We start from the raw sequence: 15,363 nt of genomic DNA on the forward strand, positions 1-15,363 counted from the left end.
AATGGAACTTATACATTTAATAACCCAAAATTCATGCGAAAGTTTCTTAACCGTTTTATAATTGCTGTGCAATTGTCCGGCTTGCTTTGCGTTTGGCAACCGGCAATTGTTTCGGCATCGGCCACTATTCAGACGTCTCAACAAGGCGGCATATCGTTTTCATATAGCCCCGCCGGCATCATCTGTTATGATCAAAAAAACGGCACCTTTTCTGTTACCGAAAACGGTAAAACTGTACTTAACAATTGCTATAGTAAAGCCTATATCAACGGAAAGTTCATTATCTCAAGGGATTATAAACATATCACTTATAACAAAAACCAGATAACTGATGACTTTGGCAAGGGTGTTAAACATACCTTTACACTAACCGACAATAATTTGCCAAACATGGTACAGGTGTTTTATACCTACCCATCGCATAAAGGCTATTTTTTTGTTCAACTTTATATTGAAGGCAAAAACCTGAAAACAAATTATATGGAGCCAATAGCCGGAAATATGGCGACAATACCCGGCGATACCCGTTCGTTATTTGTACCTTTTGATAACGATACCTTTATCAGTTATAATTCAAAAGCGTTTAAAGCGCCGCTTACCAATACCAGCGCCGAAGTAGGTACTGTTTTTGATAACAGCAGCCGTAACGGTTTAGTGTTTGGATCTGTGGAACACGAAATCTGGAAAACCGGCGTGCGTACCATCGCCAAAAAAGACAGCGCCAATACCTTTGAGATATGGGGCGGTTATACCGAAGAGGCCGTAAACCGCGACAAGATAGCACATGGTTATATCAACGGTGATACCGTTAAATCGCCCAAAGTGTTTGTTGGCTGGTTTGCTGATTGGCGCACCGGTATGGATGAATTTGGTAAAGCCAACCGTATTGCTGAACCACCTTACATTTTTAACTGGACAAAGCCCACCCCTGTTGGCTGGAACAGTTGGGGCGTTATGCAGGAAAAACTCAATTACGATAAAGCTATCAAAGTAGCTAACTTTTTTGCCGACAGCATCCCTGCATTCCGCAATGGTAATACGGCGTTTATTGATCTCGATTCGTTTTGGGATAATATGATCAGTGGGGGCTGGGAAGGTGATTTTGGTAAGCTGAAATCATTTGCGGATTACTGTAAATCAAAAAGCCTGCAGCCCGGCGTTTACTGGGCACCGTTTACCGACTGGGGCTGGAAAGGCGGCCCCGACCGCAAAGTTTTAGGCAGCAACTACACCTACGGCGAAACCTGGACTAAGGTTGGTGACGGCTACCACGATATTGACGGTGCCCGCGCAACAGACCCAACCCATCCGGGTACCCTGCAACATATTGACTATGTAATTGGTAAATTAAAAGCCTGTGGTTTTAAAATGATCAAGATCGACTTTCTGGGTCATGCGGCGGCCGAATCAAGCCATTTTTATGACCCTAAAATCACCACCGGTATGCAGGCGTATAAAAGGGGGATGGAACACTTGATTGATCAGTTGGGTGATCAGATGCTGGTTTACGCTGCCATTTCTCCCAGCCTGGCAACCGGGCGTTACGCACACATGAGGCGTATTGCATGCGATGCCTTTAAAACGATAAAGGACACCCGTTATACGTTAAACAGCGTAAATTACGGCTGGTGGCAAACTTACCTGTACAATTACATTGATGCCGACCATGTTGTACTTTCAACCGAAAGCGAAGGCGCTAACAGGGCAAGGATGCTCTCGGCAGTTATTACGGGAACGTTTATAACCGGCGATGATTTCTCTGCCCATGGCCAATGGGGTGACAGAGCAAAAGCTATGTATCAAAATCTTGAGGTCTTAAAGATTGTGCAAAATGGAAAGGCTTTCAGACCGGTTGAAGGTAACACCGAGACAGATACAACCGAGCAGTTCACGCAAAAAATTGGCAACAGCTTTTACCTGGCACTGTTTAACTATAGTGAAACTGATAAAGTGTATACTATCGACCCGAAAAGGATTGGTATGGAGGCCGGAAAAGCAGCAAATGCGAAATCGTTACTGCAAGGCACTAACGTAAACACAAAAAGCGTTTTGGTAAAAGCAGGAGATGCTGAATTATTAAAATTTGAATTGAACTAATAAACACTGCAAAGGCGCCGGCAACAGATTCCCCTTTAATCGCCGGACGCCTTTTGAGGGGATGAAACCCTGTATCGTTTTCAACTGTTTAGCTTAGCTGATTTTGCCCGTTTGCATGCAAGCGGGCATTTTGATTTTTTTGCGCTTACACAGCATTTGTTTTTGTGTTTAACGCCCGCAACGTTAGTCTTTTCTATCTGGAGCGAAGTAAAAAACAATCCGCCGGTAACGGCCAGTATGGTAAAAAATTTCATAGCAGTAGGTTTTAACATAAAAGACGATCTTTTTTTGCGAATGTTACAGTTAATTAGCCAAATGTTGATTTTCGCATACTTTTAAACAAAGGATTCAGCTCGTAAACAGATAGTTACCGTAACAACCGTTATTGGCAATGAAGCGGTAAAGTAATCATCCTCCCCTCAAAAACAAAAAGTCAGTGACCTCGCGTTACTGACTTTTTCATTAACTATTAACTGACCAAATATCCTTAACAAAAAACTATCTGGTACTGCAAACATAGTGTGTTAAATACGTGGCACATGTGTGAAAAGCACCATCTTAACACAAAAAGAAAACTCTTATCATGCTGATTGTCTGTATTTTAATGGTGTTATCTTATAATGCGTGCGGAATAACCTGATGAACGAACTTGGGCATTCAAAACCTACCATACCAACTACTTCATTTACAGGATAACGGGTATCCTTTAACAACATTAATGACCGTTTTAAACGCAATTGAATTAAAAACTGGTGCGGCGTTAAACCAAAGGCCTGCTTAAATGTGCGCAGCAAATGGTTAACCGAAAGGCAGGCATGTTCAGCAAGGTCTTCAAGGCTAATATTCTGATTATAATTACTGTACAGGTACTCCTTAGCCAAATTAAGGCGGCGCAGGATCTCAACCCTGGTACCCTGGTTTAAAAAATCGAGCTTTTCGGCTTTTTTGCAGATCTCATCATTATAAATATGAAAATAATTAATGAGCGTATGGTGCAGGTATTCGTTGATCAGCATTTCATCCTGCATTCCATTATCCAGGTGTTGTTTCAGGTGACATACATTGTACTTGATATCGCCGGCAAACGGATATATGGTTTCATTAAACTCCGGCTGTAATTTACCGTTACCGTAGCCTTTACTTAACAAAGTGTCATTGTCAAAGGTCCAGCAATCTTTAAAATCCTGCAAAAACTGCTGATCAAAATTGATGGCAAATGATTGTACCTGCTGGCCAAGATCGGTATCGGTTGAATATTGTGTACCCCTGTTCAGGATCAGGAACGAATCGGGATATATGGACAAATGTCTGCGGCCAATATCATAACGTTCATTACCGCTTAATACAAAGCGAAGGCTTAAATCTGAAGTATACTGCGGCCCCTGCCTCTGGCCGCCGGTGCGACTTACAATCTTGTTGTTGTTGCGTAATACTTTTGAATAGTCCATTGTGATATGATTTTATTGTTCGTTATAATTTCTTTCTTCCAGTAACATAAATTTGTTCCCCGCCGGGTCTAAAAATTCGGCTGCCAGTCCGGCCGGTAAATATGCAGGCGATTTGCAAAAAAATACGCCAGCAGTACGGAGGACATGATAATCGCTCAAACAGTCGGTAGTATTAATGATAATATTACTCTTATCACTGTTGCCGTCATTATTAGTTACAAGCAGCGCCACATTTAATTTATCCGACTGGATCACCGTGCTTTCCCTGCCCTCGTAAAATGTCATTGTGCCTGTTACTTTGAAGCCTAATTTTTGAGTATAAAAATCAATTTGACCCTCAAAGTCAGCTGTATACACAGGTATATATTTCAATTTCATTTTACAGTAGCTATTAACAGAAACCAGATTGTAATGATGGAAACCAACCTGTTGGCCAGGGGCAGCAAACAGGATAATTTTTGAAGCGGGTTTACAGTAGCCGGTCAGTTAAAACTACTTAACATATCAAAGGTACTTTACCTGCAGGGGGATAGTATCCCCCTATTTGGGGGATTTGTGAATTAGTAGGGTTTGGGTTATTGGCAGTTATTTTATAGCGATGATTCGAAAGGACACAGATCGGGGAGGAAAATAATTAATCATCCCTGCGTTCGTGTCCTCACGAACGCCTCTAAGAGGTTGTAAAAATGAAAGGAAATATTTTTGTAGAGACGCATAATTGCGTCTCCCGGAGAACAAGCCAATTTCAAAAGTTTATCAGGTACCGTAAATTGCAGGCGGGAGACGCAATTATGCGTCTCTACATTTAAGAACTATCGTTTTTAACAGCCTCTAAGCCTATATCAGCTTATTCTGCCTTGCCAGCTTAATAGCATCGGCACGCGAGTTTACATCGAGTTTTAGGTAGATGTTTTTGATGTGGCTCCGAACGGTTTCCAGGTCAATAAACAATTCATTAGCTATCTGGCCGCGGCTTTTGCCTTCGCCTATCAGCTCCAGGATCTGGGTTTCACGTTTAGATAACGGAGATTCCTGATTTTTTTGGAACGAGCGAATTACCAGGCGCGCGATGTTTATGCTCATAGGCCCCCCACCTTCCCGCACTTCTTTTATCGATTCGATGATTTTGGCTGAAGGGGTGTTTTTAGTAAGGTATCCCGAAGCGCCATTTGCCAGCGCGTTAAAGATTTGCTTTTCCGACTCATAAACAGTAAGGATCAGGATATAGCAATTGGGCAGCAGTTTTTTTAATTTAGGGATTGCATCAATACCGTTAACACCGGGCAGCTCTATATCAAGCAATATTACATCGGGTTTATCCGCAGCTATTTTTTTAGCAGCTTCATCATATGAACAATAGGTACTTATCACATCATAGCCCTCGGTAGCACCAATTAAAAAGGCATAGCCATCGCGCAGGGTTTCATCATCCTCAATAATACTTACCTTAATGTTACGGGCCATGCTTAATTGCTTAACTGATTTTTACTAAACTTTAATGTTACTGATGTGCCTTTGCCTGCTTCCGAATTAATGAGCAGTGATGCATTGATCCGTTTTGCGCGGGCATTAATGTTGTTGATCCCCCGGCCGCGATGGGTGGCACTGCTATCAAACCCCTTACCATTATCGGTAACCCGGAGTGCTATCGCATTTTTATCGCTCTGATCAAGCTCAAAAACTACCTGTCCGGCATCGGCATGTTTAAGGATGTTATTTAACAGTTCCTTAAATATCATGGTGATGTTACGGCTGTATTCCATAGGCAGTTTTACCAGCTGGATATCTTCATCAACGGCAGCAAACTCAAAATCAACCTGTACATCATGAAAAACCTCTATCCCTATCTCGCGGATGTGGTTCAGGGTTTCATACAGATTATCGCTTTTAGGATCAAGTGCCCACAGGATATCCTTTGTACCGTTGTATAGTGATGCCGCGTTTTGCTTGATCTGATCCACGATTCCGCGCTGATCCGCTTGCTCTCTATCTATTTTGGCATTCAGTATTTCTGATAAGACGGTGATCCGGGTTAATTTGTTACCCAGATCGTCATGAAAATCTTCGGCTGTTTGCTGGCGGATCTTTAATTTTTCTTCCCGCTTCATGGCTTCAATTGCCTTTTGACGTTTTATTTTACGCTGATGAACTAAATTTTGCACCCCGAAACCCAGCAGAACTAAAAATATAATGGCTAATAACCTGAAGGTAAAAGTTTGATAAAAAGGCGGAATGATCACAAAACTGAAACTGGCCATCTTCGGCGATACCTGCCCGTCGGGGCTTATGGCTTTTACCTTGAAAGTATATGTACCGGGCGGCAGCGAAGGATAATTGACCACATTGTTGCGCGTGGGCGAGCTAAAAGCACTATCCAGCCCAACGAGCTTATACTGGTAAGATACCGCGTCAGGATTTTTGAGGTAAACACCAAGAAAAGATATCGACAAATGATTTTGATTATGTTTAAGCTCAGCCCAGTCATTAAGGTCGATAGAAGAGCGTTTTTCGCCATCCTCCTTCATCATCTGTACCGATTTAATGAACACATGCGGCGGTGGCGAGGGAACCATTTTTGTCATGGTATTATACACCATAACAGCCTTGGTGGTACTGATCCAAATTTCGTGTCCGCGGTGCATAATGGCATTCTGGTTGGCCTCTACCACCGGTTCTTTTGAGCCTATGTTATCAATTACCCAAAAAGTTTTCTTTGCAGGGTCGTATTGCATCCGGTTAATTCCCCTACCGGTACCCATCCAAAGCCGGCCGCGTTCATCAGCAGCAAGGCTGTAAATACTATTGGCTTTGAGCCCGTCATCAACATTATAAATATTTACCGCCCCGGTTGTCATATCCCAGGTGTATAAACCGCTATCATCTGTACCAACCAGCAGCAAGTCGCGATATCGGATCATGCTGTAAACCGCAGTAGCCGGAAATGATTTAAGTTTAAACCCTGGAACTATTTTTTTATTTACGGCCAGCATAACGCCGTTTTGGGTGCCTATCAAAAGAGAATCGCGCCCCAGGCTAAGCATTGCGGACGAATAAGGGGGAATACCTTCCAATTGTTTCAGCTCGCCGTTTTGGTAATAGAAACAGCCCATTGACGTGCCCAGCCATATAATACCACTGTCATCGGCAGTAATAAAATTACAGGCAAAAGATGAACTGTTTTTTACCTGTCTGAAACCCTTTTTATCATACTGCCATAAACCGGTTTGCCCGGTACCAATCCAAACAGTGCCGTTTTTATCCGTATATAAACTCTGCACCCCTTTTAAATATGGCGAACCGGTTGGTACAGGCACTTCGCTGGTTTTTTTCCCGTCATATCGCAAAAGGCCGGCTCCATCTATCCCCATTAAAACATTTTTGTTCCAGTCTTCGGTCACCGACATTATTATCTTTGATTCGGGGACACCCTGTGTACGGTCAAAAACGGTATATCTATCGCCTTCGCAGCGGTAAAGGCCATTGCCAAGGCTCCCCAGCCACAGGTTTTTATCTGCATCAAAATAAATATCAGGGACAGAGTTATCGGTAAGTCCGTTTGACGAGTTATAGTGGATCACCTCATCGTCGTCCATAATGCAATAGGCACCATTATCAGTACCCAGCCAAATGTTGGCATCGGCATCCTGCTCAATACATAAAAGCTGGCCTTTTAATTTCCCGGTAACGTTTCTTTGATCCAGCGGCTTAGCAACCCTATCCTTTGCGCATAACAAGCTTGAGCGTGTTAAAAGATATGTTTTGTTTTTATCAAAACGATCGAAAAAAATACGTTTAACAACCTGCTCTTCATACCGCGGGCCTATGTCTATTGCATGTTCCCATTTTTGCCCTTTCAGGCGATAAATGCCTTTTTTATAAACAGCGGCGTAAAGGGTGCCGGCGCTGTTGACGGCCAAACTGGTAACAAAAATGTCAGGATCATCACTCACAGGCACATGCTGCATCTTATCATTTTTAATCCTGAATAGTGCACCCGCCGATGTTACCCAGATAGTTCCCTCTCCATCCTGAGTTATACTACCTACAAAATAACGCTTCAGCGGGATATCTGGTTTATACCTTATAATCCGGCCCTTGTAAAGCCTTGCAAGCCCGTTCATGGTACCAAACCAGGTACAGCCCCCTTTATCCGAAAAAATGGTTGCAACATAGTTATCCGGCAAACCGGTTAAGCGGGTATATGCGGTAAAGTCTTTACCATCAAAACGGCAGGCCCCGCCAAAGGTACCTATCCAAAGGCGATGGTCGGTATCCATGGATAGCTTGTTTATTTGCGACTGGATGAGCCCATCCTCAATATCATAGTGCGCAAAAATGTATTTCTGTGCATGGGCCCGGCCTGTAAACAACAGCATGCCTGCCAGGGAACACAAAACCAGAAAAACGGGGAAACGCGATAGCTTATTCAATTAAAAACGTAATTTAAATTACCTGTATGGGGGTACAATTAAAAAGTTAAATTAAAGCTAATTAAAATAAAAAAAATCACCCCAATAGGGTGATTAATTATTATCAGTTAAGGAAATAAAATTTAGTTTTTGGCTACTACAGAATTGTCGTTGGGTAACGGTGTTTTTATATCCTCAAACATTTTGCAAACCTGGGTAATTTTCCAATCCTGTTTATCATTTTTTTCGATGATCAGGTAATCATGCTGTGAGCAGTTTTCATAATTAAAATCGACTCTGGCAATCACCATAGCATCGCTTTTGGCAAGAACCTCATAGCTTGATGCGCAGTTTTGTGTTGTGCCGGCATCCTTTTTCATCATGTTCACCAGATCATCTTTTTCCTGTACAAGTACCTTTTCGCCGCGGGGGAGCTTCAATACAGAATTATCGCTCATGATTGATTTTAATTTTTTAAAGTTGGAGGTCATATGACTGTCAATGAAATCGCGGATCACATTGGTGTACTCTGTTTCGGCCACTGGCCTGGCGTAAAGGGTGCTGACAGATAATAGTCCTACTATAAATGCCAATAAAAACTTATTTTTCATTTGTGATATTTTTTTGATCAAATGTGGGCAGGGTTTCATCAAAAAAATATGCACATCACACCTAAGCAGGCAGGTATGGTACTGCCGCAAAGAAAGCAGGTGCTTTTCGCCTATTAAAGTCATTTTTAGTACATTTTTTGCATTTAGCCCATTAACCTGCAAAAACAATCAAACAATTACTTAATTTCAATAAACAATATCAGAAGCCTCCGGAGGTATTTAAATCTCTACGAAAATATTTTTATTTTTGAGAGCATCTTTTACCTATATAAACCCCACTGTAACTTGGAACCTACTGAAAACTTTTTCCGAAGTATTGTTGAGGCATCGCCCTTTCCAGTGTACATGTGTATGGGCAAAAATAAGCTTATCGCTATGGCCAACGAAGCCGCTTTAAAAGCCTGGGGAAAAGATAAATCAGTAATTGGCAAATCATTTGACGAGGCGCTGCCTGATCTTGACGGCCAGCCATTTAGCAGCCAGATAAGCAAAGTTTACCACAGCGGCGAAACCTACCATGGCAGCAATGAACCGGCAGAATTTGTAATTAACGGTAAACGGCAGATTAATTATTACAAGTTTACTTTTCAGGCGGTTCGCAATACACGTGGTAAAATTGTGGGTGTTATTTGTTTCTCAACCGATGTTACAGAAATTGAGCACGCCCGGCAGGCGATGGAAGAGAGCAGGCATACTTTGTATAATATGGTAAAGCAAGCCCCTGTAGGCATCTGTATTATTAACAGCGACAACCTGGTAATTGAGGTAGTTAACGATTCATATCTCGAACTCGTTGGTCGAAAACGTGCAGAAATGGAAAACCGGGTTATTTGGGATGCCATACCGGAAACTGCTGATCTATACCGCCCCGTGATGGACAATGTTATTGAAACGGGGCGCCCCATTACTGCCAAAGAGCATAAATTATTACTGGTACGCAATGGAATACCAGAAATGGTATTTATTGATTTTGTTTACGAGCCCATCAGGGGTTTTGATGGCGAGATCAGCGCCATTATGGTTATTGCCATCGATGTAACTGAAAAGTTTTTTGCCCGGCGTAAAATTGAAGAAGCCGAAGAAAGGGCGAGGCTTGCAGTTGAAGCCGCCGAAATTGGCACCTTTGATCTCGATCTGGTTACGGATGAGATCCTCACATCTGAAAGGTTTAACATTATTTTTGGCGTTGGGCGTGATGCACCCCGCGATTTATTTTTAAAAGCATTGCATCCCGACGATGTGGAATTACGCAATAATGCCCATAAAACGGCTCTTACTACCGGAAAACTGTTTTATGAAGCGAGGATCATCTGGCCAAACGGCTCAATACGCTGGATCAGGACGCAGGGTAAGGTTTATTACGGTTCTGTAAACAAACCATTGCGCATATTGGGCACTTTGCTTGATATTACTGAGTTTAAACATTTGCAGCAGCAAAAAGACGATTTTATCAGCGTTGCCAGCCATGAGCTAAAAACGCCAATGACGTCAATCAAAGCATCGATGCAATTGCTGGACAGGTTGATCAAGGTTGATCCTTCATCTGAGAAGATCCCTCAATTTATAAGCCGCGGCAACAGCAGCTTAAATAAGATGCAGCAATTGGTTGATAGTTTGCTCAATGTATCAAAAATAACCGCCGGACAGCTTTCTTTACATAAAATAAGTTTTTCGGCAGCGCAATTGATCAATGAGTGCTGTGATCATATCAGGCTTGCAGGTACACATGAATTAGTACTTACCGGCGAAACAGAACTCCAGTTATTTGCCGACAGGCAACGTATTGACCAGGTTGTTGTTAACTTTGTAAACAACGCAGTTAAATACGCGCCTGAAAGCAACCACATAATAATCAACATTGCCAAACAGGATAATATGGCCAAAATATCAGTACAAGATTTTGGTAAAGGGATTCCGGCCGAAAAAATCCCGCATTTATTTGAGCGCTACTACAGGGTTGACACATCAGGGATCCAATACTCGGGGCTTGGGCTTGGTTTGTACATCAGTGCCGAGATTATTGAACGTCATGGCGGCCAAATAGGTGTGGAAAGCGAAGTTGGCAAAGGCAGTACCTTTTGGTTTACGATACCGTTAAATTGAAATTTAAATCACGATTGAAAATAGTAAAACCCCTAATCATCGTTTTATTGTTTTGCCTGCTCACTGTTTTTACACAAATTGGTGGGTTGGTTTATCTCATTTCAATTAGACTGCACATACTAATCAACAAAACAGTAAATAATAAATATTACCTCCAAATTACCAAGGCTGTAGTTTTTATGGTGTTATATTGCCTTACCACTTTTTTAATTGTACCTCCGCTTGCCAGGCTTTCGGGCAGGGTGCCGCTCCCCTTCTCCCAAATCAATCATTTAAAGCCGCTAAACCGGCTAACCTGCCTGTTCAATCGTAATTATGTTCGCCCACAACTTAAGCAGGCTGTATTTGCCGTAGCCGCCGAAATGAACGATAAGTATCCGGGAAGTACCCTGAATTATCTTGACGCGAGCTTTCCGTTCATTAATGGGTTTCCGCTTATGCCCCACCTGAGTCATAACGATGGTAAAAAACTCGATCTCGCATTTTTTTATATCGATAATAAAACAAACTTAGAAACTGATAAAGCACCTTCGCCAATCGGATACGGAATAGTGAAGAACCGCGCGCCGGGGAAATCAATACAACACAGGCTTGCCTGATAAAGGGTTATTGGCAGTATAGCTTTTTGACTAAAATGGTTCCCCAGGGTAATAAAGTTAATTTTACTTTTGACAGTTTACGAACAAAGGCACTTGTAACCCTCTTTGCATCGCAAAATGTCATCAATAAAATATTTATCGAACCTCATTTAAAAAACCGCCTGGGCATCAAAACACCCAAACTACGATTTCACGGATGCCGTGCAGTAAGGCATGACGACCATATTCATGTACAACTATAGTTAAAAGCATTTATTAATTTTCAACAAACGGATTATAGCAGAATTCCCAGCAATTCCCTTCAGGATCGGCAATAAATCCGGCATACCCGCCCCAGAAAGTTTCGGCCGGATGCTTCAAGACTTGTACTTCTGCCAGCCTCAATTGGGCTATTTTGGCGTCAACGTCAGCTTTTGAAGCCAGATTTATAGTAAGATAAAAACGATTGCTTTCAGCATTATTGCTTATATTTGTGTACTCTGAAAAAAGCAACTCATTGCATAGGGTAAGCACCAAATTATCAAGCTTTAACATTATTACCTTTTCGTTTTCGGCAAGCATCTGCCATCCGAATTTGCCGGTATAAAATGCCTTGACCTCGTCAAGATCTTTAACTGCAAGAGTAATGGCTGTTACATGGGCCTGCATTGTATATTTTTTTATTAGATCCTATCCAATCATGAAATCAGGGATCCTGGCTGATTTTATTTCACACTCAAATTTAATCGCCAGTTAATACAGTCGGGGTAAATTGAGCTAACCAAATATATAAACATGCAGATAAATTATTTCATAGTAGCCGTTGTGATAACCCTGTTAATAGCATTAATGATATGGATAGTTAAAACTAACCGTAAAGACGAAAAAGACTTTGAAAGGCAGATCATTGACCGGGAACTTAAACCAAGGGAACACACTAAACCTCAAAAAGCCCATAAAGCCATGTGATCGGGTAAAACCCGCTATCAACTCGCGTAGTTTCACGTATCATTTTGTACGATCCTTTTTTTAAATTTAACAACCCAACCTAATATCTATCTCATGGCAGCAGATAAAACTTCAGATCAGCAAGTATTTTATGTAGGACTTTGTATGGCCGGCGCCGTATCTGCCGGGGCCTATACAGCAGGCGTTATTGATTACCTGCTTCAGGCATTAACCGAATGGGAAAAGCACCGCAATGAACCCGGTGTCCCATCTCACAAGGTGCAGATCCCGGTAATGGGCGGCGCGTCGGCAGGCGGTATGACCAGTATCATGGCCGCATCCTCCCTTAATAACCCGATAACCCATATCGACAAGCCATCCGGAGATCTTTTAGCCGAACATCCCGAAAACAAGCTCTACCACTCCTGGGTTGACCTTGTGCAGGCTGATATGTTCACAAAAATGCTGGATACCAGCGACATCAAAAGCTCGGGTGTAATATCGGCACTTAATTCTGATTTTATCAATGATGTTGCCAAACGCGTAGTTGCTGCCGATCCAAAACAATGGCAACCGCTGCCCGCTTATATTAAACCCGGCTTAAAGATCTTTACCACGCTTACAAACCTACAGGGCTACGCCTACAATGTTCCGTTCAATTCATCATCGCTGCAGCGTACCAAGTATAATATGCGCATCCACAACGATTACGCATGCTTTGAGCTTACCGAAAACGCCATTGCCGGGCATAATAACGGATGGATGCCGCTTGACCTGAAAAATAATATTAACACAGATATAGCCGCCGACGCTGCAATGGCCACCGGCGCCTTTCCGGTTGGATTGCAATCAAGGATAGTTAAACGCGACGCCCAATATGTTAACAATAACCCATGGTTAAGCAACTACTTAACCAATACTCCAATTGATGCAGGCGGCTACCAAACCCTGAATGTCGACGGTGGTATGATCAACAATGAGCCGTTCGATAAAGTACGAAGTGTTTTAGACGATCTTACCGGTCAGCCCAGCGTTGATTATAACAACTTTAACAAGTTTGTTTCAACCGTACTGATGATCGAACCCTTCCCTACCCAACCGCCAAAACCAATTTCGCAATCACGGGCTATATCAAATGTGATAGGCTTAACGCTGTCATCCATGCTATCGCAAATGCGCTCAAAAGCGGTTAATATTAAAGACGCTATGGACGAGGATTGCGCAGGTCAGTACCTGATCACGCCATCGCGCCGCGTAGATACGCCCGATGGCAAATCGACAGATCTAACCGGTGAGCAAGCCATAGCCTGCGGTGCGCTGAGCGGATTTAGCGGTTTTTTAAATAAAGAATTCAGGGTGCATGATTTCTTTTTAGGCCGGCACAATTGTAAGATCTTTTTGCGTGATTACTTTACCATACCAGCCAAAGCGCTTACCACCAACCCTATTTTTAAAGATGGTTATGCTAATGCCGATCTGGCCAGATTTAAATCGACCCAAAACGATAGCTACCAGATCATCCCTGTATTTGAAGAAGATATCAAATTCCCCGATATTAAATTCAGTTCGGGTAACAACTGGCCTACGCTTAAAGAAAAAGATATCGACAGGTTTAGCAGCGGCTTGAAAGATCGGATCCAAACCATTATACTTAATGTGGCAGACCTGGGCTGGCTTACCAAAAGCTTATTATGGATAGGCGCTAAAGTGATCCTGAATCGCATGGTAACCAACAAAATAATGGTAGTGATCAAAGAAGAGCTTAAAACATGGAAACTGCTGCCGTAGCGGTCTAAAAATTCAGCCTTACGAAGCTTTTTAAAACTTCGTAAGGCTTCAAAGGCTTTACACCGCCTTAAATACCACTATTCCGTTATGCCCGCCAAAGCCAAAAGTATTGCTCATGGCTACTTTCACTTTATGGTCGATAGCATCATTCAATACAAACTTCAGAGAATCCGGAATAGCGGGATCTAAAGTTGTGGTATTGATTGTTGGTGGTATAATCTGATTTTCAATTGATTTTATGGCGGCAATAGCTTCAATAGCTCCGGCGGCACCCAGCAGGTGGCCGGTCATTGATTTGGTTGAACCTATAATAGTATCTGTTGCTTTGCCTTTGGTAACCGCAAGCAGGGCGTTAATCTCTGAAAGATCGCCTACCGGCGTTGATGTGGCATGCATGTTCAGATAGTCGACATCTTCAATGTTTAACCCCGATTCATTTAGGGCCTGTTGCATGGCACGTGCTGCACCCAATCCTTCAGGGTGGGTTGCTGTCATATGGTAGGCATCAGCAGTCATAGATGCTCCGGTAACTTCAGCATAAATATGGGCACCACGACCTACTGCATGTTCATAATCTTCCAACACCAAAGCACCTGCGCCTTCGCCCATAACAAAACCATCACGATCAATATCAAATGGCCTTGAAGCGTGTTGCGGATCATTATTACGGGCCGACATGGCTTTCATCGAACTAAAACCACCAATAGAAGCCGGGGTTATAGGCGCTTCAGAACCGCCGGTAACGATGATCTTAGCCTTACCCAAACGGATGTAATTAAAAGCATCCATAATGGCAGTATTGGACGTTGCACAGGCCGAAACCGTGGTATAATTGATCCCCATAAAACCATTGCGGATAGAGATCATACCCGAAGCCATGTTAGATATAAACTTCGGCACAAAAAACGGGCTGAACCGCGGCTGTCCATTACCTTTGGCATATTCGGTTACCTGCTCTTCAAAAGTTTCCATACCACCTTGTCCGCTGCCCCAGATCACGCCAACATCAAACGGGTCCATTTTATTAAAATCAAAACCCGAATCGCGGATAGCTTCATCAGATGCTACCAATGCGTACTGGGTAAAGGTGTCTGTACGTTTTAATTCGGCCTTATCAAGGTGATCTGTGATATTGAAATCTTTCAATTCACAGGCAAATTGCGTACGGAACAATGATGCATCAAAACGGGTGATGGTTGCAGCGCCGCTTTTACCGGCTATTAAATTTTGCCAATAAGTTTCTACATTATTTCCAAGCGGTGTTAAAGCGCCCAGACCTGTTATAACTACTCTGTTTAACATGATGGTTTTATTAAAATCGGCGCAAAGATATAAATATATACCACTTGGTATTTTGATAATTCAACATGTACTGGTTTTA

13 protein-coding genes are annotated in these 15,363 nt (G+C 42.5%); 5 read left to right on the top strand and 8 right to left on the bottom strand.

From position 1 onward, the window contains the following. Positions 1–33 precede the first annotated feature (33 nt). Positions 34–2,097, top strand: a complete 2,064-nt coding sequence (locus ACP26M_RS13250) for an alpha-galactosidase (protein WP_426589530.1) — start codon at positions 34–36, stop codon at positions 2,095–2,097. 80 nt (positions 2,098–2,177) lie between these two features. Here ACP26M_RS13250 and ACP26M_RS13255 read toward each other — a convergent pair whose 3' ends face one another. The 6 genes from ACP26M_RS13255 to ACP26M_RS13280 all read right to left on the bottom strand — a co-directional run bounded on the left by ACP26M_RS13255 (position 2,178) and on the right by ACP26M_RS13280 (position 8,565). Continuing rightward, on the bottom strand, positions 2,178–2,351 hold the full coding sequence (locus ACP26M_RS13255) for a hypothetical protein (RefSeq protein ID WP_426589532.1): 174 nt from the start codon (positions 2,349–2,351) through the stop codon (positions 2,178–2,180). 327 nt (positions 2,352–2,678) lie between these two features. Beyond that, entirely contained in the window at positions 2,679–3,545 is an 867-nt protein-coding gene (locus tag ACP26M_RS13260; RefSeq protein WP_354481566.1) for a helix-turn-helix transcriptional regulator, read from the bottom strand. Positions 3,546–3,557: 12 nt separating this feature from the next. Continuing rightward, positions 3,558–3,923 carry a VOC family protein gene (locus ACP26M_RS13265; RefSeq protein ID WP_354481563.1) on the bottom strand — a complete coding sequence of 122 codons (366 nt, stop codon included), beginning with the start codon at positions 3,921–3,923 and terminating at the stop codon, positions 3,558–3,560. 459 nt (positions 3,924–4,382) lie between these two features. Beyond that, positions 4,383–5,009, bottom strand: a complete 627-nt coding sequence (locus ACP26M_RS13270) for a response regulator (protein ID WP_176623533.1) — start codon at positions 5,007–5,009, stop codon at positions 4,383–4,385. Between the two features lie 2 nt (positions 5,010–5,011). Next, entirely contained in the window at positions 5,012–7,975 is a 2,964-nt protein-coding gene (locus tag ACP26M_RS13275) for a ligand-binding sensor domain-containing protein (protein ID WP_426589535.1), read from the bottom strand. Between the two features lie 122 nt (positions 7,976–8,097). Then, positions 8,098–8,565, bottom strand: coding sequence for a nuclear transport factor 2 family protein (locus tag ACP26M_RS13280; protein ID WP_426589537.1), 468 nt, complete (start codon positions 8,563–8,565; stop codon positions 8,098–8,100). Between the two features lie 285 nt (positions 8,566–8,850). On the opposite strand from ACP26M_RS13280, the gene ACP26M_RS13285 reads away from it, so the two are divergent. Together ACP26M_RS13285 and ACP26M_RS13290 are read left to right on the top strand one after the other, a co-directional pair. Beyond that, complete coding sequence (locus tag ACP26M_RS13285; protein WP_426589539.1) at positions 8,851–10,668, top strand: PAS domain-containing sensor histidine kinase; 1,818 nt, start codon at positions 8,851–8,853, stop codon at positions 10,666–10,668. Positions 10,669–10,682: 14 nt separating this feature from the next. Beyond that, entirely contained in the window at positions 10,683–11,267 is a 585-nt protein-coding gene (locus tag ACP26M_RS13290) for a hypothetical protein (RefSeq protein ID WP_426589541.1), read from the top strand. Positions 11,268–11,522: 255 nt separating this feature from the next. Here the strand turns inward: ACP26M_RS13290 and ACP26M_RS13295 are convergent, their stop codons facing one another. After that, on the bottom strand, positions 11,523–11,915 hold the full coding sequence (locus ACP26M_RS13295) for a VOC family protein (RefSeq protein ID WP_426589543.1): 393 nt from the start codon (positions 11,913–11,915) through the stop codon (positions 11,523–11,525). 126 nt (positions 11,916–12,041) lie between these two features. On the opposite strand from ACP26M_RS13295, the gene ACP26M_RS13300 reads away from it, so the two are divergent. Further along, positions 12,042–12,215 carry a hypothetical protein gene (locus ACP26M_RS13300; RefSeq protein WP_426589545.1) on the top strand — a complete coding sequence of 58 codons (174 nt, stop codon included), beginning with the start codon at positions 12,042–12,044 and terminating at the stop codon, positions 12,213–12,215. A 93-nt stretch (positions 12,216–12,308) separates the two neighbouring features. After that, the gene (locus ACP26M_RS13305) at positions 12,309–13,982 is read left to right on the top strand and encodes a patatin-like phospholipase family protein (RefSeq protein ID WP_426589547.1); all 1,674 of its coding nucleotides are present in this window, start codon (positions 12,309–12,311) and stop codon (positions 13,980–13,982) included. A gap of 57 nt (positions 13,983–14,039) precedes the next feature. On the opposite strand, the gene fabF is transcribed toward ACP26M_RS13305, so the two are convergent. After that, complete coding sequence (gene fabF / locus ACP26M_RS13310; protein WP_426589549.1) at positions 14,040–15,284, bottom strand: beta-ketoacyl-ACP synthase II; 1,245 nt, start codon at positions 15,282–15,284, stop codon at positions 14,040–14,042. Positions 15,285–15,363 lie beyond the last annotated feature (79 nt).

The organism is Mucilaginibacter sp. R-33 (assembly GCF_049949235.1).
Taxonomy (GTDB): Bacteria; Bacteroidota; Bacteroidia; order Sphingobacteriales; family Sphingobacteriaceae; genus Mucilaginibacter.

Coding starts and splice junctions, on each gene's coding strand:
- ACP26M_RS13250 (WP_426589530.1), top strand. CDS start 34: ATGCGAAAGTTTCTTAACCGTTTTATAATTGCTGTGCAATTGTCCGGC.
- ACP26M_RS13255 (WP_426589532.1), bottom strand. CDS start 2,351: ATGAAATTTTTTACCATACTGGCCGTTACCGGCGGATTGTTTTTTACT.
- ACP26M_RS13260 (WP_354481566.1), bottom strand. CDS start 3,545: ATGGACTATTCAAAAGTATTACGCAACAACAACAAGATTGTAAGTCGC.
- ACP26M_RS13265 (WP_354481563.1), bottom strand. CDS start 3,923: ATGAAATTGAAATATATACCTGTGTATACAGCTGACTTTGAGGGTCAA.
- ACP26M_RS13270 (WP_176623533.1), bottom strand. CDS start 5,009: ATGGCCCGTAACATTAAGGTAAGTATTATTGAGGATGATGAAACCCTG.
- ACP26M_RS13280 (WP_426589537.1), bottom strand. CDS start 8,565: ATGAAAAATAAGTTTTTATTGGCATTTATAGTAGGACTATTATCTGTC.
- ACP26M_RS13295 (WP_426589543.1), bottom strand. CDS start 11,915: ATGCAGGCCCATGTAACAGCCATTACTCTTGCAGTTAAAGATCTTGAC.
- ACP26M_RS13300 (WP_426589545.1), top strand. CDS start 12,042: ATGCAGATAAATTATTTCATAGTAGCCGTTGTGATAACCCTGTTAATA.
- ACP26M_RS13305 (WP_426589547.1), top strand. CDS start 12,309: ATGGCAGCAGATAAAACTTCAGATCAGCAAGTATTTTATGTAGGACTT.
- fabF (WP_426589549.1), bottom strand. CDS start 15,284: ATGTTAAACAGAGTAGTTATAACAGGTCTGGGCGCTTTAACACCGCTT.